Source organism: Cohnella lubricantis, assembly GCF_014212015.1.
In the GTDB taxonomy this organism is placed as follows: domain Bacteria; phylum Bacillota; class Bacilli; order Paenibacillales; family Paenibacillaceae; genus Cohnella; species Cohnella lubricantis.
Map to the genome: position 1 here is coordinate 1 of NZ_JACJVN010000088.1, position 23835 is coordinate 23835.

Below are 23835 nucleotides of genomic sequence, written 5' to 3' on the forward strand. Positions count from 1 at the left end.
CGCCTTGTCCGCGCGCAGGCCCAGCATCCCCTTCGCCACCGCGCAGCGGCGAAGAGCCGAACGTGCGGCGCTCGATTGCCATGCCGATGCCGCTCTCGATCTTCGCGAGCTCCGGCCGATCCTTCGGCGCCGCGAACGTGACGGCCATGCCCTGCTCGCCGGCGCGGCCCGTCCGCCCGATGCGGTGGATGTAGCTCTCCACATCGTGCGGGATGTCATAGTTGTAGACGTGGGTCACCCCTTCCACGTCCAGTCCGCGCGCGGCGATATCCGTCGCCACGAGCAGCTGCAGCTTCGCTTCGCGGAACCGCTTCATGACCTGCTCCCGCTTCGCCTGCGACAAGTCGCCGTGCAGCTCGTCGCACGAATAGCCGGCCTCCTGCAGCGCTTCGTTCAGCGTGCTCGCCCGCCGCTTCGTCCGACAGAAAATCATGCCGAGATAAGGCTGCGTCTCTTCAATCATCTGCTTCAGCGCGTCCTGCTTGGCGCGGTCCGTCGTCTCGATGATCAGCTGGCGGATCTCCTTCACCGTTACCTGCTGCCCGCGCACCGTCACTTCCTCCGGCTTGCGCAGAATGCGGGACGCCAGCTCGCGGATCGCGCCCGGCATCGTCGCGGAGAACAGCAGCGTCTGCCGATGGCTCGGCGTGTTGCGCAGAATCTCCTCGACCTCGCCGAGGAAGCCCATCTGCAGCATCTGGTCCGCCTCATCCAATACGAGCGTCTGCACGCTATATAGCTGCAACGTCTCGCGGCGCAGGTGATCGAGCAGACGGCCCGGCGTCGCCACGATCAGATGCATGTTGCCCTTCAGCTTGGCGAGCTGCGCTTCCACGTCTTGCCCGCCGTAGACGGCGAGCACGCGAATGTTCTCGTCCTTGCCGATGAACCGCTTCACTTCCGCCGTGATCTGCAGCGCCAACTCGCGTGTCGGCGTGACGATCAAGCCTTGGAGCTTGTCCGATTTGACATTCATCTTCTCCAGCATCGGCAGCACGAACGCGAGCGTCTTGCCCGTTCCCGTCTGCGCCTGCCCGATGACGTCTTTCCCTTGCAGGACGAGCGGAATCGCCTTCTCCTGAACCGGAGTCGGATCCTTTATCCCTTGAGCGGTCAGCAGCGCTGTGCGCTCTGCCGATATTCCCAATGTATCAAACCCTGCCACTTGTGCACCTCGTTCGTTTATTCACACTTATTATCCATTATGGCCTAATCCCACCTATCGTACCATAACGCCGCATGAATGTCCTTTTTCGAACCCCAACTAACGATATCTCGATAATGCAGCTCCGCCGCTAACTTACTCCTAAAGCGCCTTCCCCGCCGACCTCGCCTCCCCTAGCCGCCTTCACGCACACTTTACTTCGCCAATTTCACTCCACCAGTTCTGCTCCACCAGTAGCTTCCCCTGGCCGGTTGTCTCCATTAGCAACCTCCTCCGGCCCATTGGAACTTCTCCCCCAAGACGTTTGTTGCAGAAGTACATTTAGTTCCCGCCATGAAGAATCTCATCGCCTTCTTATTGCAAATAAGCAGTTAGTTTCTGCGACTCCCGCCATATCGAGCCATCCCAACCAATCTAAGTGTACGCCGTACAACTAGTGCGCGCCCAACGGCCGGTCTGCGCCATTATAACTGCATAAATGCAATTAGCCCCCTCGGGGAGGGGACTAATCTCATGCAGAACCCCTACGCCGTCAGCACCGAAGCGTCCGCTCCAGCGCCGCCCTGCTGCAGCTGATACATCGCATAATACTTGCCCTTCAGCTCCATCAGCGTCTCATGGTTGCCGCGCTCGACGATCTCGCCGTGGTCGAGCACGAGAATCTGGTCCGCCGCCCGAATCGTCGACAGCCGGTGCGCGATGACGAACGTCGTGCGCCCCTTCTTCAGCACGTCGAGCGCCGCCTGGATGATCGCCTCAGTCTCCGTATCGATGCTCGCCGTCGCCTCATCCAGGATCAGAATCGCCGGATCATAAGCGAGCGCCCGCGCGAACGAGATCAGCTGCCGCTGACCGGCCGACAGCGTCGCGCCCTTCTCGATGACCGGCTCGTCGATGCCGCCGGGCAGGCTCGCGAACATGTCGTACGCGCCGACGTCTCGCAGCGCCTTCTCGACCTGATCGCGGCTGATCGCCGGATTGTCGAGACTGACGTTGGAAGCGATCGTTCCCGTGAACAGGAACGGATCCTGCAGCACGATGCCCATATGCTGGCGCAGCAGCTGCTTCGGAACGTCGCGCACGTCCGTGCCGTCGATCGTAATCGTGCCCTGCTCCACGTCATAGAAGCGGAACAGGAGGTTCAAGATGGAGCTCTTGCCCGAGCCCGTATGGCCGACCAGCGCGACCGTCTCCCCTTGGCGGGCTTCGAACGTTATATTTTTGAGCACATAGTCGTCGTTCTTGTAGGCGAACGTGACGTTGCGGAACGACACGTCGCCCTTGTAGCGGTCCAGCTTGCCCGTCGCCACGTCGATGCCCGGCTCGTCGAGCAGCTTGAACACCCGCTCCGCCGACACGCGCGCCGTCTCCAGATTCGACAGCTGATTGACGATACCGACGATCGGCTGGAACATCCGGTTCATGTAATCGACGAACGCATACAGCACGCCGACGGTTACGACCGTACCGAGCCAATCCCCCCAGAACAGCCAGATGACCGCGATAAAAATTATGTTCCGGACCACGTTCACCAGGTTGTGGGACGTGATCGAGTTCAAGCTGAGCATCTTGTTCTGGTACGTGTACAGCTCTTCGTTGTGCTCGTCGAACTCCTCCATCGTCTGCTTCTGCCGGCGGAACGCCTGAATGATCGGCATCCCGTTGATGGATTCGTTGATCATCGCGTTAATGTCGCTGACCTTCGTGCGGATGACATCGTTGTAACGGCCCGCGAAGCGGCGGTATACGATGATCCAGACAATTAGAATCGGGATGAGCGGAACCGCGAATAGCGCCAGCTTCGGGCTGAGCAGGAACAGCGCGCCCAGAATTGCAGCCATATAGATGATGCCGGAGAAGAAGTTCGCCAGCACCGCGACGAACAGCTCGCGCACCGCCTCCGTATCGTTCGTGATCCGTGAGACGACTTTGCCCGCCGGCAGATTGTCGAAGTACTGCACCGGCAGACGCTGCGTATGCGCGAACACGTCCTCCCGCATGCGCTGCACGATGCGGTTGGCCGACGTCTGCAGCAGCAGCCTCTGGAAGTAAGTGAACACCGCAGACAGCAGCAGCAGCCCGAAGTAGGCGGCAGCCAGCGTCAGCAGGCCGGGAATCTCCGGCTTGTAGAAGCGGAACACTTCCTGACGGCTAAGCTGTACGACCTCATATGGGTGCGTCTGGCCGTTCTGCTCCGTTACGGTCATCGTACTTCCCGACACCGTGCGGGAGCCGTCCGGCACGTTCGCCGCTTCCGAGCCTTCCAGCCAATAATAGCCGCGGCCGGCTTGCAGAACTCGCGCGGGCTGTCCCGTACTCTCGCCGGCGCTGATGTGGTCCTCGCGTTTGTAAGTCTTGCCGTTATATTCCGCCGTCTTGCTGTCCGCGTTCTGTGTCTCGTACCAGACCTTCTCGATGCCGAGAATGTTCTGGTCGATCATCCGCTTCGCGATGAACGGCCCGACCAGTTCCACGCATACCGCTAACGCAAGCAGCAGCAGCGCCAGAATGATCGGCTTCTTGTAGATCATTGCATATTGGAACAGCCTCTTGCCCGTCGTTCCCATGTGGGTGAGCACCTTCTCTCTTTTATCCGAATGCATGAAGATTTAGCTATCGCAGTCCAGCCGTCAAGCGCCTGCCGAGTACCCGAGTCGCCCTTCGGCTGCTCCGAGTCTCCCTCCCGGTTGCTCAGCTTACGAAGCCTCGACCATCTGCTCCAGCTGCTGCCGGTCGAACTGCTCCTTGTACCAGCCGCCGATGGCCAGCAATTGCTCATGCGTGCCCTCTTCAATCACGCGGCCTTCATCCAGCACGAGAATCCAATCCGCGTGCTGAACGGCCGACAGCCGATGCGTCGTGATCAGCGTCGTCTTGCCCGCGCGTTCCGTGCGGATGCCGTCGATAATCTCGGCTTCCGTCTTCGCGTCGACCGCCGACAGCGCGTCGTCGAGCATCAGAATCTCCGGATCGGCGATCAGCGCCCGAGCGATGCTGACCCGCTGCTTCTGGCCGCCGGACAGCGCCACGCCCTTCTCGCCGACCAGCGTCTCCAGGCCTTCCGGCAGGAACGCGATGTCCTTCGCGAACGAAGCCCTCGCCAGCGCGCGCTGCATCTCTTCTTCGGACGCATCCTGGCGTCCGAACAGGATGTTCTCGCGAATCGTCCGCGAGAACAGGATCGGCTGCTGCGGCACGTAGCCGACCCAGCTCAGCATGCGGTCGATCTCCACTTCGGCGAGCGATACGCCCGATATGAGGATCTCGCCCTTGCCGAGCGGATACTCGCGCAGCAGCTGCTTCAGCAGCGTCGTCTTGCCGCTGCCGGTCCGGCCGACGATGCCGAGCGTCTGTCCGCTCCGCAGCTTGAACGAGATATCAACCAGATTGTCGATCGTCGAGCTCGGATAGCGGAACGTCACGTTCCGGAACTCGATGCTCTCCGGCTCTTCGACCGGCGTCAGCTTATCGCCGTCCTCCACGTCCGGCTTGTAGCCGAGCGTCTCCGTGACGCGGTCGAGCGACGCGTTGCCCCGCTGCATCAGATTGATCAGCTCGCCGATCGCGAACATCGGCCAGATGAGCATGCCGAGGAACACGTTAAACGAGACGAGCTCGCCGAGCGTAATCTCGCCGCGGAAGACCAGATAGCCCCCGTAGCAGAGGCCGATCAGGTAGCTCAAGTTCACGAGCACCTTGTTCGTCGGCTCGAACAGCGCGTCGACCTTGGCGACGGCGATGTTCTTGTTCAATACCTCGTTCGTCTTCGCATGGAACCGGTCGCGATCCGCTTCCTCCTGCACATAAGCGCGGACGACGCGAACGCCCGATACCGATTCGAGCACTTGGTCGTTCAGTTCGCCGAACGCGTCCTGCGCGCTCATGAAGCGCTCGTGAATCTTCTTGCCGAACGTCATCATGAGCAGCGCCATGATCGGCAGCGGCAGCAGCGCCGCCAGCGTCAGCTTCCAGCTGATGAGCACCACCATCATGAACAGAATCGTCAGCATGAACAGCGTCGAGTCGACGAGCGTCAGAATGCCGAAGCCCGCCGTATTCGAGATCGCCCACAGATCGTTCGTCGAACGCGCCATCAGGTCGCCCGTCCGGTTCCGCTCGAAGAAGGTCGGCGTCATTCGTAGAAAATGTCTCATGAGCCGCTTCCACATCAGCCGCTCCAACACGAACGCCCCGCCGAACAGCTGATACATCCAGACGATCGTCAGGCCGTAGCCGACGACCGTCAAGCCGATCCACAGCCAGATCGATTCGAAGAACTTCCCGCTCGACAGCGTGCCTTCATGGATGCCGTCGATGAGCGTGCCGATGAGCCGCGGCGGGATCACGTCGAGCACGCCGACGAGCGCAAGCAGGAAGACCGCAACCGCATAGCGTTTCCAATTCATCTTGAAGAACCATCTTAACTTGCCTAGTACCGTGAACATTGTCCGTTCCTCACACCTTTCCCGAGCCCCGACTTGGGGACCCCGACAAGACCTTAAACGTTGCGCTTAATAACAAAGAGCGTACCGCCCGTAAGCGATACGCCCCCTTCCCGCAGGAATAGAACGTATGTTCCCTTCGAGCGGTGTATAAAAGGCGCACGATTACGGTGACGTAACCATGCGCCTGGTGTCATGAAGTCAGGTTAATTCGGCGCTAATGGATTACGTCCAGACAAGCGGTCGTTACGATCATCAAACATAGGAACAATCATTAAGGTACGCATCTGACGTAATCCTCCTTTCGTTGTTGGGAAAATCTATTTGCAACTTTACCATCGCAGCTAAATGCTGTCAATCCGTTTTCTTAGAATTTTACAACTCTTTAACAGCTGGACCTGCACGCGCCAATTCAAAAACCCGCAATATCCCGAGACGGGAATTGCGGGTTCGCTTCAGACGACCAATATCTCAGCCGTGCCTTCGCACCATTCACAGCGCTTCGGCGGATCCCAATCGCTGAACGTCGTCTCGGCCAAGGTGACCAGGTCGGGCGCGTCCTCGTACTCGTCGACGAATTTGTCGATGGCTAGCTCTACATGCTCCCTGCAAACGCAATACATCCCGTATTTCCTTCCTACTCGTTGTCGTCGCTATTCTCGGCCAGCTTCACGCTGAGCTCCTGCTTCTTCCCGTCGCGGTAATAGGTTACCGACAGTGTGTCCCCGATCTTCTTCGAATTATACAAGTATTTGCGCAGATCCATCATGCTGTTCACCGGCTTGTCGTCCAGCCCAACGATAATGTCGTTCAGCTTCAGGCCCGCTTCCTTAGCCGGTCCGACCGCTTCCAGCACGAGGACGCCATTCTCGACGCCATCCGGCACGACCGGCGACGGCACGCCGTCTTCCGATTCGCCGTCTTCGCCTTGACTGCCCTGGCCGAACTCCTCGCCGTCCGGCAAGCTCGGCAGCGACGGCATATCCATCGCCTTCTGCGTATCCAGATACGACTTCAGGTCAATCGCGTAGACGCCCAGATAGGGACGCGGCACCTTGCCTTCCTCCAGCAATTGCTTGACGACCGGCATCGCGTCGTCGATCGGAATGGCGAATCCGATCCCTTCGACCCCAAGATCCGCGATCTTCATGCTGTTGATGCCGACGACCTCGCCGTTCAGGTTGAACAAGCCGCCGCCGCTATTGCCCGGGTTGATCGGCGCGGAGATCTGAATGACTTCCTCTTCCCAATCGTAGGTGCCGTCCTGGCTAAGCGACACCGGAATAATCCGGCGCAGGTTGGAGACGATGCCGTCCGTCAGCGAGTCGCTCAGGCCGAGCGGATTGCCCAGGGCAATGACCGTCTCGCCCTCCTGCAGATCGGCCGACTTCCCGACCTTGGCGACCGCGTCGATGTCCTTCGCGTCGACCTCGAGCACCGCAAGATCGGTGATCGTATCCATGCCGAGCACCTTCGCGTCCTTCGTCGTGCCGTTGACCATGACGATCTCCAGGCTGCCTGAGCCTTCCACGACGTGCGCATTCGTGATGATATGCGCCTTGCCGCCCTTCTTCTCGAAGATGACGCCCGAACCGAGGCTCGAATTCTCAACGCCGTCCATCGGCAGCGAATCCCGCTCCGCATCCGTCGGCTCTCCCGGCCGGTTAATGATGCTGACGACCGTCGGACGAATCTTCGCGGCGGCAGCAACCATCGGCTGCGAGGTTACCGTGAGGCCGTTCGCCGTCACCGGATGGCTGGCCGAATGGGACGGACGATCGATGGCGAAGGTGAAGACGGTCGCGACCAGCAGCGAGCTGACGAGCGACGAGACAAGCGCAACGCGGAAGCCGGACCCTGAACGGAAGCTCCGACCGTAAGATGAACCTTGCCCGAAGCTTGATTCCTTGCGAGTTCTTCGCTTCACCCGCGTGGAATAAAAATCGTCGTCCCAAAAGCTCATGACTAACACCTTCCCTTTTCCCCCAGGCTAGCGGCTCCGCTGTCTTCCTGCCATTCTATAAAATCGATCACAATAAATCCGAATAGATTCGTAGGTTTTGACTAAAATACTAATAGAATTGCCACACCGAAGCAAGCGAATACGCCAATCCTTCGATATGTAATGAAAGGAAGACTGCCCATGAAGACGACAATGGCCGGAAGTCCGTTCCTTGATCTGGCCGCGCGCATCTCCGACCTGAAGGAAGACAACTACCGCCAGTTGCTCGCGCTAAGCACTCTAATTGAATTGTTGGTGGAAAAGGGTGTCGTGACGCCGGACGAGATTCGCCTGAAGGCGTCCGAGCTCGAAGCCGAGATCGACAGCACGCTCGAGCTATAATTTAAGATTTGACCAAGTCCCAAGCGGTCGGACGGTCGTAATAAGTCTCGCGCAAGGCGAATTCGTGCTTGTGATAGAACATTCCGTTGTCTTCTAATACGGTATTCACCGTCAGCTTGGCCAGATCCATCAGATTATGCTCTTGGCTTAGATGTGCCAAGTAGACCCGCCGCGTGCCGCCATCCAGCAGCCGGCAGAGCGCTTCGCCGGCCGCTTCGTTGGACAGGTGGCCCTCATCGCCGAGAATCCGCCGCTTGATGTTCCACGGATATCGGCCCATGCGCAGCATGTCCACGTCGTGGTTCGCCTCGAGCACCAGCACGTCCGACCGCAGCAACTGCCTCATGACCTTGTCGCTCACATAGCCGAGGTCGGTCGCGAGCCCGAGCTTCGCCCCGCCGGATTCGAAGCAGTAGCCGACCGGCTCCGCCGCGTCATGCGAGATCGCATACGATTCGATCCGCAGGTCGAACAGCTCCATGACGCTGTCCGCCGGCATGATCCGCCGCTTCTCATCGGCCAGCTCGCCGATATGCTTCTGCATCGCCGCCCACGTCTTCTCGTTCGCATAGACGGGCAGTTCATATTTTCGAGCCAGCGCCCCTAATCCCTTAATATGATCCGAATGCTCGTGCGTCACGAAGATCGCATCCAGATCGCGTCCGGACAGGTCGCGTTCCTTCATTAACTCTTCTATCTTCCTCGCGCTAAGCCCGGCGTCTACGAGAACGGTGGCCGCGTCCGAAGACACGATCGTCGCGTTGCCGGTCGAGCCGCTGGCGAGTACCGTGAATTGCATCCCCATGATGTTAACCTCTCGCTTCCCCTTGCTCCCCATTGTCCTCTTGATCCGTGACCGCCTCGCCGCTAATGGCCAGTACATAGAACACTTCGCCGTCTTCGAGCAGAACCCTCCACGAAGGCGCCGACACCTGCGTCTCCGAATCGAGAATCTGGCCGTGATAGCCGAGCTGGATCTCCTTAATGACCGCGCCGGCCGGCAAGTAGTTGCGGTCGATCAGATTCGCCACCGCCTTCGTCGCCGGCAGCACCTTCTGCGCGGGCTTCGCCTCGTCCGAAGGGAGAATGTCGATCGGAACCAGGCGGTAAGAGGTGATTTTCTGATTCTTGTAATACAGCTCCAGCTTCACGTCGAAGATCGGCCAGCCGTCCACCGTCCGGTTGAACACGAACATCTTCTCATTGCCGCCGAAGTTGTCGAAGCGGTACTGGTCCAAGTCCGGAATGACGCCGGACAGCGCCTCCTGAAGCTCCTCTGTCGAGAAGACGATCCTCGTATCCGGCTGCGGATCAAGCGTCACCGGCTCGTTCGCGCGGCTTCCCGGCGTCTCCTCGAAGCGATACGTTAGATCCCGCATCGCCGGCGTCTCCGTCGGAATCTCCGCATCCAGGCGAATGCCTTTGTTCGTCATGTTCAGCTGGGTCTCCGGAGGGAGCGACGTCCAGTCGATGGACGCGTCTGTCCGTTCGGGCAGCTCCGTCCACAGCTGGTAGCCCAGCACTATGTTCAGCACCAGGAAGGCTATGATCAACACGCTCTTGGCCCGGCTCCAGTCCATCGTTCTCCCTCCTGCCCCGCAGAATGAACTTCTATTGTCGCAAATCTAGCTCTTGCCTCCACAGCATTACCCGATCATGCGCACCTCGCCGTTCAAGAGCCGGATCGCCCAGACCGGCTTCAGGCGCATGACGTCCTCCCCGGGCGTCGGCATGTACGCCGGGTAGATCGCTTCGACCACATCCCCGCCTGCCGCTTGGAGGAGCCGGGTACGCAGCACCTCGCCTCCCGGCAATGAAGTCTTGGCCGTTACACGGGAACGCATCTCGTCCAAGACGATCATCGAGCGCTCATAGGAAGCGACGGTGCCCTGCTGAATCGCAAGCTGCATGTACCCGAACCGGAAGGAGCCGCTTGATAGAATCGGCAGATCCTTGAAATATTGCTGGAACCGGATCACATTGCCGCCGGCCTCGGTCTCGCTCTGCACGAGCCGGTGCCTGCCGTTCCAGCCGCCGTGCTCATTGACGAACTGCACCGCCGACGCAATGTTGTCGCTCAGGTCGTTCTGGCTGTCGGTCGGAGCGACCGGGTCGGTATAGGACAGCCAGCCGGGCTCCTGCTCGATCTTGAGCGCCCGCTTCGTATCCGTATAGATCCGGGTGCCGTCCTCGCGGTCCTGGATCATCTGCGTGGTGCCAGGATCGTTGAACAGGTTGCGCTGCATCTGGTCCGGCGTGTACTGGCTGAAGGAGACTTCGAGGCTGTCCACGCTCTTCTCCTCGTCCGGCACATAGACGCCGCCGTTCCAATAAGAGAACGGAATCCAATATTGGCCGAATCCTACGCACTGCTGCACGTCCTGCACTGTCAGGTCGGCGCGCAGCGCCTCATACACATTGCGGCCGTCGGCGCTGAAGAAGAACGTGCGAACTTCCTCCCGATCCTGACGCGCGAAGATCCAGATCCGGCTGATCGAATCGGCCGAGAACAGGAAGTTCGAATCGATCTTGAACACCTTCTGGAGCAGCTCGAACGGCACGGCGCGGCCGAAGCGCACCTCGATGCCGAGATCGTTCTGGCGCACCTCATCCCAATCGACGGCAGCGATCGTATCCTGCTGGAACCCTTTGAATTCCCGCATGCTCAGCTTGTCGAGCACCAGGTTGTAGAAGTTATCGTTCGGGTAGAAAACGGTATGTTTGTTCCCGCCCATGTGTACGACCAGCTCTTCGGGGAACAGCAGATTCTCAACCTGCTCCTCCGGCCCGAGCGGATCGGCCGCCACGTAGTCCAGCTCCGTCTTCTCCTTCGCCTCCATATTCGGCATGTTGTACGCCAGGAAGTAGCTCTGCACCAAGCTGGCGGCCACGAGCAGGAACAGCAGCAACGACTTCGCTCTCTCCATCATGCGAGCTCACTTCCTTCCTGCGTGGCCGGAAGCGTAATCGTTACGATCGTGCCATGGCCAGGCTCCGAATCGAGCGCAATATGGCCGCCGTGGGCGCGAACGATCTCCCGGGCAATCGACAGCCCGAGTCCCGTGCCGCCCATGCTGCGCGAGCGAGCTTTGTCGACGCGGTAGAACCGTTCGAAGATGCGGTCCAAGTCCTTCCTCGGGATGCCGATGCCGGTATCCTTAACGGCGATGGACAGCTGGCCGCTCTCATCCCACTTCGCGGACAGATCGATCGAGCCGCCGTCCAGCGTATACTTAATGGCGTTGGACACGACGTTGTCAAGCACCTGGTCGATGCCGTCGCGATCCAGCCAAGCCTTCTGCAATCCGGGATCGACCTGCACCTTGGCCGTGATCGCCTTCTGCCTTAGCTGCAGCGAGAAGCGGTCGACGACGTCCTCGATCATCTCGGAGACGTCGGTCATCTGCCGGCGAAGCTGCGATTGGCGCGAATCGAAGCGCGATAGATGAAGCAGATCCGTCACGAGCCGGATCATCCGCTCGGTCTCGCTGCGAATGACGCCGACGAAGCGCTCGGCCAGCGGCGGCTCGCTGAGCGCGCCGTCATCCAGCGCCTCGGCGTAGCTCTTGATCGTCGTGAGCGGCGTCCGCAGCTCGTGAGACACGTTCGCGACGAACTCGCGCCGGGACTGCTCCAGCTTCTCCGACTCCGTCACGTCGTGCAGCACGGCGATCGCGCCGACGACGCCCTTGTCCCGCCGCCGAATCGGCGTCAGCGTGACGCGGAACACCAGGTGCTCGTCGCCCTGCGTCGGCGGCCGCTGAATGAGCATCGTCGACTCCGTGCCGCGCAGCGTCTCGGCGATCAGCATCTTGTCGATGTCCAGACATTCGGATACCGTCTTGCCCTCGATCTCAGCTATGCCGAGCATCGCATTGGCCCGCCGGTTCGCGACGATGACGCGCCCGATCTCGTCCGTCGCAAGGACGCCGTCGCTCATGTTGGAGAGAATCGAGCTGAGCTTCTCCTTCTCTTCCTCATTGATCGACAGCGCTTCGCTCAGCCGTTCGGTCATCTCGTTGAAGGCCGTGCTGAGATGGCCGATCTCATCGTTGCCCAAGACCGGCACGCGCTCCTCGAAGCGGCCTTCGGCAACCGCGGTCACTTGCCGCGTCAGCGCCTTGATCGGCTGCGTGATCGTGCCCGCGATCAGAATGCCGAGCAGCGCCGTGAGGCCTAGGGCCAGCAGCATGCCGGTGACGAAGATGCGGTTGACCCGCTCCATCGTATCGTATAGATCCTCCATCGAAGCGACGATATAGACCGCGCCGTAGATCCTCCCGCCGTCCATAGCGGGCTTGACGATCACTTTCTTGCGAACGTTGTCGGTGTCGATGATCTCTTCGCTGTTGTCGCTGATGCCCTGAAGCGCGCGGCTGACGAGCAGCGACGTGTTCTTCCGCCCGACGAAGGACTGATGCTCTTCACTCGAAGCCGCCAGCACTCTTCCGCTCGCGTCGATCGCCTGCGTCTCGGCTCCGCTGACATTCACCAAGTTGCGAACCAACTGGATGACCAGATCCGAGTTGCCCCCCTCCTGCTCAGTCCCCGACTTGTCCTGCTCCGCCAAGGTCGAGCCGACGAGCGACGATAGCAGCTGCGCCTGCTTGTTCAAGGTATCCGTGAAGTTATTGATGAGCGAGCTCTTCATCGTGCTGATGAAGTATACCCCGATCAGCTGCAGGGCGATCAGAATCAGCAGCAGCACCATCACGACGAGCTTCGCTTGAATGGTGCGCAGCGGATAGAACGGCTTCATCCGCCGAAGCCGCCTGTCGCCATCTTCGGATTGCGCATCAGATAGCCCAATCCGCGGCGGGTCAGAATAATCTCCGGCTTGCTCGGGTCGTCCTCGAGCTTCTCGCGCAGCCGGCGAATGGTCACGTCAACCGTGCGTACGTCGCCGAAGTATTCGAAGCCCCACACCGCCTGAAGCAGATGCTCGCGCGTCATCACCTTGCCGCAGTTGCGGGCCAGATAATGGACAAGCTCGAACTCGCGATGCGTCAGGTCGAGCGGCTGGCCGTTCTTGTACACGACGTACATATCCGTGTCGATGAACAGATTGAACAGCCGCAGCCCCTGCCGCTCGGACTCGCCTGCCTCTTCCTCCGTCCGCACGGTCTCCAGCTTGCGCTGGCGGCGCAGATGCGCCTTCACGCGCGCGAGCAGCTCCCGCGTCCCGAACGGCTTCGTGACGTAATCGTCCGCGCCGAGCTCCAGGCCGAGCACCTTGTCCAGTTCGGTGTCCTTCGCCGTCAGCATGATGATCGGCGTGGACAGCTTGGCCCGCACTTCGCGGCAGACGTCCATCCCGTCCTTACCGGGCAGCATCAGATCGAGCAGGATGAGATCCGGATCCAGCTCGAACGCGAGGCGCACCGCCGTCTCGCCGTCGAACGCGCAGACGACCTCGTAGCCTTCCTTCTCCAGATTGAACTTCAGAATATCCGCGATGGGCCGCTCGTCGTCGACCACTAGAATTTTGCCTGGCATATCGTGAAGCCTCCTTATGGGGGAAGCAATCTATTATCCTTCTTATTCTAACATAACGTTGGGATTCCGCGAACCAAGCAGGGGGCTTATGTTGCTTGCGAGGGATGGTATCTTTTGCTGAGGCGCGAGGCCGCCGCCCAATAGTGAAACCCGGGTCCATGAAGGGCCCGGGTTCCAGATTGACGAGCTGTAGTACAATCTCCGCGAAGTTTACGGAACGGCGTTCCGTTATGGCATGAAGCTGCAACGCGGGGATTGCGCGGCGTCTAAGGCCGGGAGCCCAGTTGGCTCTCCAGCCAGCCGGCCAGCTCGCGGAAGCCGTCGATCGTCAGCGGGAGCAGCGTCTGCTTGTCTTCGCCGGCGTCTCTTCGCTCGATGAGCAGCTTGTTCTCGCTCTCGGTGCAGACGGCGTAATAGTCTACCGTCTCCCCGCCCTGCTCCTCCTGCCACTGGCACATGATGCTGCTGGTGAAGCTCTTCAATCTGCCGCCGCTATCTCGGCCGCGGTCAAGACTTGCGGTCCTCGGGGCCAGAGGATGCGCGGCTGCCGAAGCTGCCGCTGACTCTGCCGATGCCTTGGCTGCCGACACCGCTGCTTCAGGCGCTTCCGCCGCTGCGTCTCGCTTCTTCAGCGCGGCCTCCTGCTCTTCTGCGCGCTTGCCGGCGCGGGCAGCCGCGGAACCGTCTGCCTTCTCCGGCGCAGCCTGCATCTCCGTCTGCTGCTCACCCTGCTGCTGTCCAACCTGCAATTGCTCTTGCGCCCCTCCTGGCGGCGTCAGGAACGGCTCCGCATATTTGCGGATAATCTCTTGCAGGCGGCTATCGTTGAAGGGCTTGAGCAGGTACCCTTTCGCCCCGGCCTCCATCGCTTCGAGGATCGCCTCCTTCTGGTTGCTCCCCGAGCAGATCAGCACGACGGCTTCCGGATTAATCTTCAGAATTGCCTTGATCGCTTCGCTGCCGGTCATCTCGGGCATCGTCAGATCCATCAGGACGACGTCCGGCCGAAGCTCCTCATATAGCTTGACGGCTTCCTTGCCGTTCGAAGCTTCCCCAGCTACCTCGTAGCCGAATTTGCGCAGGCTGTCCGCCGCCATTTTCCGCATGAAGCTCGTGTCGTCTACGATCAGGAACTTGTAAGCCATCCTCTCTCCCGCCCTCTCCTGTTAGGTTGTTGCCTGCAATACTTCTTCCACGGTGGTTAGCCCTTCCCGCGCTTTGGCCAGCCCGTCGTGCAGCAAGCTCTTGTGGCCTTGGGCCTGCGCATGCTTCTCGATCTCGGCTATCGGCCTCCGTTCGGCGATGAGCTTGCGAAGCGTATCGTCTATCGTCAGCACCTCCTGTACGGCGATGCGATCCCGGTACCCGGTATGGCCGCAGGCTCTGCAGCCCGCGCCTCGGGCGACAGCCGGCTTGCCGCTGATGTGCGTGTAGACGAACAACCGGAAGTTGCCGATCGTCCCTTTGGCCGCATTCTTCAGATCCTCCGGCGACAGCAGCCCCGCCTCTTGGAATCGTCGGATCTCCTCATCGGTCGCGGGCACGGTCTGCACGCACTGCCGGCACACCCGCCGCACGAGCCGCTGCGCGACGATGCAGGCAATCGAGGAAGCGAGCAGATCCGCGTCGCGCTCCATCGCCAGCAGCCGCCTCAGCGTATCGATGGCGCTCCGGGCGGTCATCGTGCCGATGATCTTCGGACCGCCGTACCGGGATGCCAGCAGCGCTGTCTCGACGGTGTCGCCGTCCGGCAAGCCGTCGACCATGACCAGATCAGGCTTGTGGCGCAGCGCGGCGCGAAGCGCCCGGGCCATCGTGAAGCCCGTCTGCTCATGGACTTCCACCTGCGTGAAGCCGGGCATCACGCGCGTGATTGGATCCTCCACGCTGACCGTCTTCCGGTCGTCCGCCCGATTATGCTCCATCAAGGAGTAAGCGGTCGACGTTCGGCCTGCCGCCCGCGGTCCCGATACGATCAGCAGCCCGCCGGGCTCGTTCAGCGCCTTCTCGATCTCTTGCAGATTGCTCTCGCCGATATCCAGCTCGGACAGCTTCAGCAGCGGCGAGTAGGGGTCCGCCAACAGCAGATACAGATCCTCTCCGTGCATCGTCGGCAGCGTGGAGACGCGAATCTCCACCGGCTTATGGTCCACATCGGTCTGGAAGCGGCCGGTCTGCGGAGACGGCTTGTCCGTGCCCTCTGCGGCCAGACCGGCTAACCGCTTGATGCGGCCGACCAACGCCGGCTGCAGCAGCTTCGCCGCCCTGCCGTGATCCTGAAGCGCATCGCCAACTCGCAAGCGGACGTACAACCCGGACTCCGCCGCTTCTAGATGGATGCCCTCCGCCTTGCTCTCGATGCCGGCTTGCAGAATCCGAGTCAGCTCTTCGGCTGATTCATCCGATCCATAATACCGAACGATCGCCTCATCCATCTCCGTGCGAATGGCGATCATCGGCAATACGTGAAGGCCGGATGCCATCTGAATCTGTTTGACGGCTTCGTGGTCGAGCGGATCCAGCATGGCGACGCGCAGCTTGCTGCCGTCCCGGCCGATGGGAAGAACGCGATGCTTGCGCGCGAGCGACTCCGGAATGAGTTGAACGGCAGCCGAATCGAAGGCCGCCTCCGACATGTTCGCGACCGGCACGCCGAGCTGGAATTCCAACGCTTCCGCAAGCTGGCGTTCCGTAATGAATTGTTGGCCGACCAGAATCTCCCCGAGCTTGGCAGGATGGTTCCGCTGCTCCTCCAGAGCTTGCTCGAGCTGCTCGTCCGTAATCAGGCCGTTCATGACCAGAAGCTCGCCGATACGCATTAAGCCCTCTCCTTTGATTAAGCACAATAGATTGATCGTTCTACTTCGAGAACTCCGTGATCACCTCGATGGCGGCAGGGCCCAATAGAACGATGAATAGACTGGGGAAAATGAACAGCACGAGCGGGAACAGCATCTTGATCGGCGCCTTCATCGCCGCTTCCTCCGCTCGCTGCTTGCGCTGATCGCGCACCTCCTGCGACTGGACGCGAAGCACCTGCACCATGCCCACGCCCAGCTTCTCAGCCTGCAGGATACTGTTGATCAGCACGCGAAGCTCGTCCAGCACCAGCCGGTCGCGAACCCCGGAGAGCGCCTCTCGCCTCGTCTTGCCGAGGCGGATCTCCTCGAGGCAGCGGCGGAACTCATCGGCGAGCGCGCCATGCTTCTTGCCCACCAGCTTGTTCAGCGCGGCGTCGAAGCCAAGTCCCGCTTCCAAGCTGACGGTCAGCAGGTCGAGCACATCGGGCAGCTCCCGCAGCGCGAGCCTGGACCGGGCGTTCGTCTTCAGGCGCAGATAATAGCCGGGCAGGACGATTGCGATGACGATGCCGAGCAGCGCCATCAGGAACTTCTCGCCGAAGCCCATGCCAAGCGTATAGCCGTAGAAGACGCACAAGCCGGGCAGAGCGATAACGAGACAGAGCTGAACGATTCGGTAATCAACCGGCGACATGCCGAACGGCCGTCCGGCCTGCAGCAGCTTAAGCTCCAGCTTCGCGACCTTGCGTTCCTCCATAATTCGGCCGAAGCCTCGGCGGAATTCCCTCCATAGCGGCAGCGCCAAGCGCCTGAGCAGCGTGCCTTCCCGTCCTGCGGAAGACTTCTCTGCAGGCTGCGGAGCCGCCTCAATCGCAGCGCCCGTCACGAGGGCGAGCCGCCGCTTCAGCTTCTGGCTCCGTTCTTCCCGAACGACGAAGAGCGAATAGATTGCGAGTGTGACCGTCAGACAGAAGGCTGCATACAACATTGCGCTCACACCTCAATCGTCGTGATTTTGCGGATCAGGATGAAGCCGATGATGCCGGACACCAAGCCGCCGGCGACCAGGCCGATACCGATCTTGTTCTGGAACAGCGTGCCGATGTAGTCCGGCGAGATCAAGTACAGGAGGAACGCCAGCACGAACGGCAGCAGCCCGATTACGATTCCCGACAGCTTGCCTTGGGCCGTCAGAGTGGTGACTTGGCGCTGTATGCGGCCGCGATCGCGGATCGTCTGCACGATCGTCTCGAGGATGACGGCCAGATTGCCGCCGATCTGGCGCTGGATCAGGATCGCCTGAATCATGAGGTCCAGATCCTCGCTCGGCATCCGCTCCTTCCATTCCGTCAGGGCGTCTTCCATCGTGGTGCCGTACTGCATCTCTTTTAACACCGTCTCCGCTTCCTCTTGCACCGGGCCGTCCGATTCGTCAACGACAGTCTTCAACGCCTGCGCGAAGCTGAAGCCGGCTCGCAGCGAGCTGATCACCGTCGTCAGCATGTCCAGCAGCCCGTCATTGAACGCCTTGATTCTCGCCTTGCGCTTCTTGCCAATCCACCAACGGGGCAGCAGGAAGCCGATGACCGCGCCGACGCCCAGCATCAGCGGTTGATTGAACAGCAGATAGAAGATGCCCGCGCACAGTGCCGTGCTCATCCATTGGAAGAGTACGTATTCCTCCGGCTTCAGCGGAACGCCGGATAGACGCAGCATCGCATCCAGACGCGAGCTTCTCTGCTTGGTCAGCACCCGCTCGCGCACCGTTCGCTTGTATAGCTGCATGCGAACGAGCAGATTGAACTTCTTGCGGCTAAGCTGCTTCTTGTCATTCAGATCCAAATAGCGGTTTAACCGCTTCTCCATCCGCTTGTTGGACAAGAACAGCATCTGCAGCAACGCGGAGAACAGCAGGAAGCTGCTCATCGCGAACAGGGCCACGAGAATGACGATCATGGCCTCACCCCTCTTCGATGAATACGGTCGCCGGAATATGAATGCCCGAAGTCTCCAACCGCTCGTAGAATTTAGGCCGCACGCCAGTCGGGCTCAGCTTGCCGACGATTCGGCCGCGTTCGTCAACACCGGTCTGCCGATATTCGAAAATATCCTGCAGAACGATCACATCGCCCTCCATCCCTTGGACTTCGGTGATGTTCGTAATCCTCCGCGATCCGTCCTTCAGACGGGATTGCTGGATGATGACGTCCACCGCTCCGGCGATCTGCTCGCGAATGGCCTTGACGGGAAGGTCGATTCCGGCCATCAGCACCATCGTCTCCAGACGCGAGATCATATCGCGCGGGCTGTTGGAGTGGCCGGTCGCCAGCGAGCCGTCGTGGCCCGTGTTCATCGCCTGCAGCATATCGAGCGCCTCGCCGCCGCGGACCTCGCCGATGACGATGCGCTCCGGGCGCATCCGCAGCGAGTTGCGGACGAGATCGCGAATGGTGATGGCTCCCTTGCCCTCGATATTCGGCGGGCGGGACTCCAGCGATACAACGTGATCCTGCTTCAGCTGAAGCTCCGCCGCATCCTCGATCGTGACGATGCGCTCGTCTTGCGGAATGAACGAGGAGAGCACGTTCAGCGTCGTCGTCTTGCCGGAGCCCGTGCCGCCGCTCACGAAGATGTTCAGCTTCGCCTTCACGCACGCCTCCAGGAAGATCGCCATATCGCGGGTGACCGTGCCGAAGTCGATCAGGTTATCGATCGTGAACGGCTCCTTGGAGAACTTCCGGATCGTGATCGTCGGCCCCTTCAGAGCGAGCGGCGGAATAATGACGTTCACCCGTGAACCGTCGGGCAGCCGGGCGTCAACCATCGGGCTGCTCTCGTCGACGCGGCGGCCGATCGGCGAGACGATCTTCTCGATGATGTTCATGACATGCTCGTCGTCGCGGAAGTGCACATAGGACAGCTCGAGCTTCCCTCCCCGCTCCACGTAGACCTGGTTCGGCCCGTTGACCATCACCTCGCTGATCTCCGGATCGAGCAACAGCGGATTAATCGGGCCGAAGCCCGTCAAGTCGTGGATCAGCTCTTCCACGACCTTCTTGCGATCCACCATGCCGCGGAACGATTCATCCTCGGTGATGATCTGAATCGCCATGGCGTCGATCTTCGGGACGATGTCCTCGACGTTGTCATCCTTCATGTCGTTCAGAATCTGCTTGTGCAGCCTGTTCTTAAGCTCCTGATGCTTCGTGATCTGCGCAGGCGACTCCTTGGGGCGCGGGTCGGTGCCGCGGATCTGCCTGAAGGTCGCGAGCAGATCCTTCTTCGGCGCCTTCGGTTGCTGCACGCCAGCGCCGCTGGCCGATTGGGCGCCTACGGTATCGGCCTCGGTATCGGCCTGCACAGTTCTCGCTTGAACCTTGTCCAGAAGACTCATGGGAGACCTCCTCTGCCAATCTAAGTCGTGCTCTTCGACGTTTTATGGAACAGCTGCTGCAGGAACGAGCCATGCCTCGGCTTGAATACCGAGATCTCGCGCCTCGAGATAAGCTGCTCCGCCATCTTGAATATCGCTTTGGCTACCTCGGACTTCGCCTGGTTCGAGACGAACGGAATGCCGACGTTCAGCGATTGGGCCACCAATTGAGGCTCGTTCGGGATGTACATGGCCGACTCGAACCCGAGAATCTCCGGCACGTCCGGCGCTTTGATAACGCTCTCCATCGTCGCCCGGTTGACGACCAGCTGCGTCTTGTCCCGGTAGCCGAGCAGCTCGAGCGTGTCCAGCATCAGCTTGGTGTTCTTGATCGCCGTCATCTCGAGCGTCGTCACGACGAAGATCTGGTCTGCCTTCTCGATGAATTGCAGCGTCGACTCCGGCAGTCCTGCGCCGGTATCGACGATGAGGTAATCCAGCTGGGCCAGCATCAAATCGCAGACGCGCTCGATGACGCTGGGCTTGATTAGGTCGGCGAACTCCGGCCGATCCGGCGCGGCGAGCGCCTTGACCCCGCTGCTATGATGAATGAGGAATCCGGCCAGCGCATAACGGTCCATCGTCTCGATGTCCGGGGCGACATCCTTGATGGTGAAGGTCGGGTGCAGGTCAAGCGCCAGCGCCACGTCGCCGAACTGGAGATCGCCGTCCAGCAGGCCAATATGTATGTTCTTCTTCGTCAATGCGACGGCGAGATTGACAGCCATGGCCGTCTTGCCGATGCCGCCCTTGGCGCCGCAGACAACGATCATCTCGCCCCGCTTCCCGCCGCCCGTCTGCCCTTCGTCGTTCATCGTATCCGCATGGTTCATAGCCGTATCCTCCCGTACCGATTCCTTAGTCCCGATCTTGCTATTGAGACGACTTCTGCTTCTGCCCCTGGTCGATTCGGCTATGCAGCATTAGGCTGAGCTTCACGTCGTCATCTTCATCGGAGTTAATTACTTTGACTCCGTCTGTCGGCGTCAGCTCTAGCGTGACTTGCGCGTATTCCACGTAAGGCGTGTCTGACTCGGCCTCCACCATCCTTCTTCCAATGGCGAGCACAGGGACATTCTCCAATAGAATTTCGGACTCAAACTTTCCAGTGTCCGTCTTGTCATACTCGGAGCGAACGACATCAACGTAGTCGCCCGGCTCGATCAAATTGGAGACGGATTGCACAATGTTAACCCCGACGGACACGGCCCGGTATCCATCTCGCACCTTCTTGGAGACGAATTGAGCTTCCTCCTTCTGATCCTTCAGATGGTTAGCTAGCAGAATCTCGCCGGCGGCCATGGAGGCCGCCGCGATCTTCCCTTCCGCTTCTGGCGGCGTCTTCAATGCTTGCGCATGCACGGCGCTCTCCGGCACTGAGATCACCTCGAGCATGCCGGATGTAATCTTCGTATTCTCGCTTATGTCCTGTTTGGCTGCCAGGACGCTGACATAGTTCTCGTCCTTCAGCGCCGGCGCTTCCTTATACTGCTTCATATAATTGAAGAACAGCACCGTCGTCACGATGCCCATCAGCAGCGCTGCGATCAATATGATTTTCGATCTCATCCATGTCCCCCGCTTTAGGCAGATAGTGTCGAACTACTCGACCAGCTTGATTGCGAATGCGCCCTTCTCAACCGTTCCCGGATTGGCATAGCCGGTGCCGGTTCTCTCGATGAACATGCCGGTTATCGAGGTGTCCTTGCTCGACATGGGCTCCATGATATAGAAATAAGCAAAGCCGGTAACTTCAATTTGCTTCAACTGATTGGACCTCTGGTTGTACGGCTTGTAGACGGGTATCAGAATGACGCGCGGAGAATCCCGATGGGTATAATCGCCCGGCGGGTAAGGGTCGGAGTCGATTCGATACCGAACGCCCTCCCGCGTCTTGCCCGCAATGTTGCCGGTCTGCGTATCGATAATGTCGCCTACTTTAATCTCGCTTTGGTACCCGTACTTCAAGTTGCTCTCGTAAGTCGCGGCGCCTGGCCCGCCCAGCGCCAGAATGCCAAAGTAGCCCGCTTCAACGCCGGAGCTGTCCACCTTCAGCTTATACGGCCTGTTGTATTCCAACGGGATCGACTCATCGATGCCGAACGGCGCCGCTCCGGCTGCGACGGACATCGGCAGAATTTGAGCCGCAGCCTCCGCTGTCACCGTGGCGCTCTCTTTGCCGAACAAGCGGCTGAAGCCGAGCGTCACCTTCTTCTGCAGCTGGACGCGTATTTGCGACTTCATGTCGATCTTCGTGCCGACCAAGCTCGACTCCTCATTGTGCTGCGCCAGAATATCGTCCACGATCGCTTCGACGTCCGACTGCTCTCCCGTCAGCTCCTGAGCGCCTGACAGCGCTGCCGCATTGGCCGTCTTCTGCAGATGGCTCTTGGCCGCATACATCGTGCCGCCATCCACGACAAGCCCGGCAACGGTCAACAGCAGCAGCAGCGTTAAGCCCGCGAAGACGACCGTGCTCCCTTGCTGCTCTCGAATCAGCTTCCGGCATAGCCGAATCACCATGCGATTTCCCCCTCTACTCCACCCGGATGGTCGAGCTCGCTGAAAGGACCGGGGTCGGCATGATCTCCGAGATCAGCGGCATGATCAAGGGAAGGGAATAAGTCAACGTAACGGAGACGTCCTGCCCGGACTTCCGGGCCGATTCCGTCGGCGTGATCTTCACCTGCAGATCGGAGGCGTCCCCGACTCGCACATGACTTTTCGCATAGGACACGATTGCTGAATCCCCCTTCCCCAGCCCGCCTAACCGGACGGACTCCTGCACGGTCATATTCAGGCTGGCATAGGCAAACAGGAGCCTCCCGGCGTCCACGATGCCGCATATGAGCAGCAGCAGCAGCGGGAGAACCAGCGCGAATTCAACTAGCGATTGCCCCTTCTGTTCTTTGATCATCCCGGTCCCCATCCTTCCAACCACATACAGATCAAGGCTCCGCCGGCGATGGCGACGCCGTACGGGTATGACCCGGATGTCCAAGTTCCGTCTTCCCATCTCGGCAGCATCCGGAATCGCAGACAAGTGAATGCATAGCCGACGAACCGAATCCGATTCCGAAGTCCGCCCTTGAAGAGCACGATCGCGAGCGCGATCGCCCCGCCGAATATCGCCATATAGACGGATGCGGCCAAGACGAACGACACCCCCTTGAGCGCTCCGACCAGCGCGAGCAGCTTCACGTCCCCAGCGCCCATGCCGCCCATCAGATACGGAATGAGCAGAATGCCTAAGCCCGCCGCGAAGCCGAGCAGCGATTCGGTCAGTCCAGCCCGCCCAGCGGTCATGGTATGAATGACGAACGCGAGTACGAGCGATGGGAGAACGACGGCGTTGTATATCCTCCTGCTTCGCAGGTCGGTTAAGACGCATACGGCCAGCACAAGCAGCAATAGCAGATCAATCCACGGATCTACCCACATAACGGTCCTCCCCTTCCGACAGGCTCGGCAGACAAAGAAGGCCATACGTTGATCCGCCAACGTACGGCCTTCCTTGCATCCGCAATCGCCTTCGGGCCGTTACGGCGTAGTAGTGGAAGCAGACATGTCAGCGACGCCCTGGCCGACCGTATCTTCGGCGTTGTCGAACAGGTCGATAATATGGCCGCGCAGCGCGACCAGTGCGCCTACGACCGCTACTGCGATCAGGCCGAGTACCAGACCGTATTCCGTCATGCCTTGTCCTTGCTCTTCCTTAACCAAGCCCATCAATTTGTTCATCATTCTAAATTCCTCCTCTAATTGGTTGGATGTCTCTCATCATTGACGAACATTGCCGTCTGTCCGATTTGCACTTCCGCTTGCTCAAGCGTTCCGGCGGGAAGCTCCACGATGGAGTGCGTTCCCCGGAAGGTCGTCCCCAGATTGCCTGGCTTAAGCTGCTTCTCCATGCCGACGATGCGGCCGGCAGGATCCAGATGGAGCACGTCAATCGAATACTTCATGAAGAAAGAATGGACTGCTCGGCACGGTCGAATATGCAAGCCGTGTCCTTCCGACAGCGCGTTCGTCAGCATGAGCCCTCTGAATCGCCGAAGGAATGAATACGCCTCAGCAATCCGGTAACCCACCAGTTGACCGCTCTCTTGAATGACCAGCTTCATTCGACAGTCTCACCTCCCTCAATAAATTAA

General features: G+C 60.0%; 23 protein-coding genes. 1 reads left to right on the plus strand and 22 read right to left on the minus strand.

Annotated elements, in window-relative coordinates; genetic code table 11:
- The 5 genes from H4Q31_RS19680 to H4Q31_RS19700 form a co-directional block, all read right to left on the minus strand.
- Positions 1-1165 (minus strand): DEAD/DEAH box helicase (locus tag H4Q31_RS19680; protein WP_185180770.1); only part of this gene is annotated, 1165 nt, incomplete at its 3' end.
- 524 nt (positions 1166-1689) lie between these two features.
- Complete coding sequence (locus H4Q31_RS19685; RefSeq protein WP_185180771.1) at positions 1690-3732, minus strand: ABC transporter ATP-binding protein; 2043 nt, start codon at positions 3730-3732, stop codon at positions 1690-1692.
- A gap of 129 nt (positions 3733-3861) precedes the next feature.
- On the minus strand, positions 3862-5610 hold the full coding sequence (locus H4Q31_RS19690; RefSeq protein ID WP_185180772.1) for an ABC transporter ATP-binding protein: 1749 nt from the start codon (positions 5608-5610) through the stop codon (positions 3862-3864).
- 452 nt (positions 5611-6062) lie between these two features.
- Entirely contained in the window at positions 6063-6230 is a 168-nt protein-coding gene (locus H4Q31_RS19695) for a CxxH/CxxC protein (protein WP_185180773.1), read from the minus strand.
- A gap of 14 nt (positions 6231-6244) precedes the next feature.
- Positions 6245-7570 (minus strand): S1C family serine protease, encoded by a 1326-nt coding sequence (locus H4Q31_RS19700; RefSeq protein ID WP_185180774.1) that lies wholly within the window; start codon positions 7568-7570, stop codon positions 6245-6247.
- A 180-nt stretch (positions 7571-7750) separates the two neighbouring features.
- Between H4Q31_RS19700 and H4Q31_RS19705 the strand changes: the two genes are divergently transcribed.
- Positions 7751-7951, plus strand: a complete 201-nt coding sequence (locus H4Q31_RS19705; protein WP_185180775.1) for a hypothetical protein — start codon at positions 7751-7753, stop codon at positions 7949-7951.
- A gap of 1 nt (position 7952) precedes the next feature.
- Here H4Q31_RS19705 and H4Q31_RS19710 read toward each other — a convergent pair whose 3' ends face one another.
- From H4Q31_RS19710 to H4Q31_RS19790, 17 genes are all read right to left on the minus strand, one after another.
- Positions 7953-8756, minus strand: coding sequence for an MBL fold metallo-hydrolase (locus H4Q31_RS19710; protein WP_185180776.1), 804 nt, complete (start codon positions 8754-8756; stop codon positions 7953-7955).
- Between the two features lie 4 nt (positions 8757-8760).
- Positions 8761-9531: a two-component system regulatory protein YycI gene (yycI, locus tag H4Q31_RS19715; protein WP_185180777.1), complete on the minus strand. Its 771-nt coding sequence runs from the start codon at positions 9529-9531 to the stop codon at positions 8761-8763.
- A gap of 66 nt (positions 9532-9597) precedes the next feature.
- A complete protein-coding gene (locus H4Q31_RS19720; RefSeq protein ID WP_185180778.1) occupies positions 9598-10881 on the minus strand; it encodes a YycH family regulatory protein in 1284 nt (427 codons plus the stop codon).
- Positions 10878-12710 (minus strand): cell wall metabolism sensor histidine kinase WalK, encoded by a 1833-nt coding sequence (walK, locus tag H4Q31_RS19725; RefSeq protein ID WP_185180779.1) that lies wholly within the window; start codon positions 12708-12710, stop codon positions 10878-10880. The genes H4Q31_RS19720 and walK overlap by 4 nt, the downstream gene beginning before the upstream one ends.
- Entirely contained in the window at positions 12707-13447 is a 741-nt protein-coding gene (gene yycF / locus H4Q31_RS19730) for a response regulator YycF (RefSeq protein WP_185180780.1), read from the minus strand. Before yycF ends, walK begins: the two co-directional genes overlap by 4 nt.
- A 266-nt stretch (positions 13448-13713) precedes the next feature.
- Positions 13714-14592 (minus strand): response regulator, encoded by an 879-nt coding sequence (locus H4Q31_RS21835; RefSeq protein ID WP_185180781.1) that lies wholly within the window; start codon positions 14590-14592, stop codon positions 13714-13716.
- A 21-nt stretch (positions 14593-14613) separates the two neighbouring features.
- On the minus strand, positions 14614-16266 hold the full coding sequence (locus H4Q31_RS19740) for a GspE/PulE family protein (RefSeq protein WP_185180782.1): 1653 nt from the start codon (positions 16264-16266) through the stop codon (positions 14614-14616).
- Positions 16267-16306: 40 nt separating this feature from the next.
- Positions 16307-17236: a type II secretion system F family protein gene (locus H4Q31_RS19745; protein ID WP_185180783.1), complete on the minus strand. Its 930-nt coding sequence runs from the start codon at positions 17234-17236 to the stop codon at positions 16307-16309.
- A gap of 5 nt (positions 17237-17241) precedes the next feature.
- Positions 17242-18204: a type II secretion system F family protein gene (locus H4Q31_RS19750; RefSeq protein WP_185180784.1), complete on the minus strand. Its 963-nt coding sequence runs from the start codon at positions 18202-18204 to the stop codon at positions 17242-17244.
- A gap of 4 nt (positions 18205-18208) precedes the next feature.
- The gene (locus H4Q31_RS19755) at positions 18209-19642 is read right to left on the minus strand and encodes a TadA family conjugal transfer-associated ATPase (RefSeq protein WP_185180785.1); all 1434 of its coding nucleotides are present in this window, start codon (positions 19640-19642) and stop codon (positions 18209-18211) included.
- A 20-nt stretch (positions 19643-19662) separates the two neighbouring features.
- Positions 19663-20514, minus strand: coding sequence for a CpaE/TadZ family protein (locus H4Q31_RS19760; RefSeq protein WP_185180786.1), 852 nt, complete (start codon positions 20512-20514; stop codon positions 19663-19665).
- A gap of 40 nt (positions 20515-20554) precedes the next feature.
- The gene (cpaB, locus tag H4Q31_RS19765) at positions 20555-21250 is read right to left on the minus strand and encodes a Flp pilus assembly protein CpaB (RefSeq protein ID WP_185180787.1); all 696 of its coding nucleotides are present in this window, start codon (positions 21248-21250) and stop codon (positions 20555-20557) included.
- A gap of 33 nt (positions 21251-21283) precedes the next feature.
- Positions 21284-22204 (minus strand): pilus assembly protein TadG-related protein, encoded by a 921-nt coding sequence (locus H4Q31_RS19770; RefSeq protein WP_185180788.1) that lies wholly within the window; start codon positions 22202-22204, stop codon positions 21284-21286.
- Positions 22205-22217: 13 nt separating this feature from the next.
- Positions 22218-22598: a TadE family protein gene (locus tag H4Q31_RS19775; RefSeq protein WP_185180789.1), complete on the minus strand. Its 381-nt coding sequence runs from the start codon at positions 22596-22598 to the stop codon at positions 22218-22220.
- Positions 22595-23122: an A24 family peptidase gene (locus H4Q31_RS19780; RefSeq protein WP_185180790.1), complete on the minus strand. Its 528-nt coding sequence runs from the start codon at positions 23120-23122 to the stop codon at positions 22595-22597. Before H4Q31_RS19780 ends, H4Q31_RS19775 begins: the two co-directional genes overlap by 4 nt.
- A 99-nt stretch (positions 23123-23221) precedes the next feature.
- Entirely contained in the window at positions 23222-23425 is a 204-nt protein-coding gene (locus H4Q31_RS19785; protein WP_185180791.1) for a Flp family type IVb pilin, read from the minus strand.
- Positions 23426-23439: 14 nt separating this feature from the next.
- The gene (locus tag H4Q31_RS19790) at positions 23440-23805 is read right to left on the minus strand and encodes a DUF192 domain-containing protein (protein WP_185180792.1); all 366 of its coding nucleotides are present in this window, start codon (positions 23803-23805) and stop codon (positions 23440-23442) included.
- Positions 23806-23835 lie beyond the last annotated feature (30 nt).

What these genes read in the sequence shown, in the direction of transcription:
- H4Q31_RS19740 (WP_185180782.1), bottom strand. Translation starts at nt 16,266, where the DNA reads ATGCGTATCGGCGAGCTTCTGGTCATGAACGGCCTGATTACGGACGAG.
- cpaB (WP_185180787.1), bottom strand. Translation starts at nt 21,250, where the DNA reads ATGAGATCGAAAATCATATTGATCGCAGCGCTGCTGATGGGCATCGTG.
- H4Q31_RS19745 (WP_185180783.1), bottom strand. Translation starts at nt 17,236, where the DNA reads ATGTTGTATGCAGCCTTCTGTCTGACGGTCACACTCGCAATCTATTCG.
- yycI (WP_185180777.1), bottom strand. Translation starts at nt 9,531, where the DNA reads ATGGACTGGAGCCGGGCCAAGAGCGTGTTGATCATAGCCTTCCTGGTG.
- yycF (WP_185180780.1), bottom strand. Translation starts at nt 13,447, where the DNA reads ATGCCAGGCAAAATTCTAGTGGTCGACGACGAGCGGCCCATCGCGGAT.
- H4Q31_RS19710 (WP_185180776.1), bottom strand. Translation starts at nt 8,756, where the DNA reads ATGGGGATGCAATTCACGGTACTCGCCAGCGGCTCGACCGGCAACGCG.
- H4Q31_RS19695 (WP_185180773.1), bottom strand. Translation starts at nt 6,230, where the DNA reads ATGTATTGCGTTTGCAGGGAGCATGTAGAGCTAGCCATCGACAAATTC.
- H4Q31_RS19700 (WP_185180774.1), bottom strand. Translation starts at nt 7,570, where the DNA reads ATGAGCTTTTGGGACGACGATTTTTATTCCACGCGGGTGAAGCGAAGA.
- H4Q31_RS21835 (WP_185180781.1), bottom strand. Translation starts at nt 14,592, where the DNA reads ATGGCTTACAAGTTCCTGATCGTAGACGACACGAGCTTCATGCGGAAA.
- H4Q31_RS19785 (WP_185180791.1), bottom strand. Translation starts at nt 23,425, where the DNA reads ATGATGAACAAATTGATGGGCTTGGTTAAGGAAGAGCAAGGACAAGGC.
- H4Q31_RS19685 (WP_185180771.1), bottom strand. Translation starts at nt 3,732, where the DNA reads ATGGGAACGACGGGCAAGAGGCTGTTCCAATATGCAATGATCTACAAG.
- H4Q31_RS19780 (WP_185180790.1), bottom strand. Translation starts at nt 23,122, where the DNA reads ATGTGGGTAGATCCGTGGATTGATCTGCTATTGCTGCTTGTGCTGGCC.
- H4Q31_RS19720 (WP_185180778.1), bottom strand. Translation starts at nt 10,881, where the DNA reads ATGATGGAGAGAGCGAAGTCGTTGCTGCTGTTCCTGCTCGTGGCCGCC.
- H4Q31_RS19790 (WP_185180792.1), bottom strand. Translation starts at nt 23,805, where the DNA reads ATGAAGCTGGTCATTCAAGAGAGCGGTCAACTGGTGGGTTACCGGATT.
- H4Q31_RS19750 (WP_185180784.1), bottom strand. Translation starts at nt 18,204, where the DNA reads ATGATCGTCATTCTCGTGGCCCTGTTCGCGATGAGCAGCTTCCTGCTG.
- H4Q31_RS19775 (WP_185180789.1), bottom strand. Translation starts at nt 22,598, where the DNA reads ATGATCAAAGAACAGAAGGGGCAATCGCTAGTTGAATTCGCGCTGGTT.
- H4Q31_RS19755 (WP_185180785.1), bottom strand. Translation starts at nt 19,642, where the DNA reads ATGAGTCTTCTGGACAAGGTTCAAGCGAGAACTGTGCAGGCCGATACC.
- H4Q31_RS19770 (WP_185180788.1), bottom strand. Translation starts at nt 22,204, where the DNA reads ATGGTGATTCGGCTATGCCGGAAGCTGATTCGAGAGCAGCAAGGGAGC.
- H4Q31_RS19690 (WP_185180772.1), bottom strand. Translation starts at nt 5,610, where the DNA reads ATGTTCACGGTACTAGGCAAGTTAAGATGGTTCTTCAAGATGAATTGG.
- walK (WP_185180779.1), bottom strand. Translation starts at nt 12,710, where the DNA reads ATGAAGCCGTTCTATCCGCTGCGCACCATTCAAGCGAAGCTCGTCGTG.
- H4Q31_RS19705 (WP_185180775.1), top strand. Translation starts at nt 7,751, where the DNA reads ATGAAGACGACAATGGCCGGAAGTCCGTTCCTTGATCTGGCCGCGCGC.
- H4Q31_RS19760 (WP_185180786.1), bottom strand. Translation starts at nt 20,514, where the DNA reads ATGAACCATGCGGATACGATGAACGACGAAGGGCAGACGGGCGGCGGG.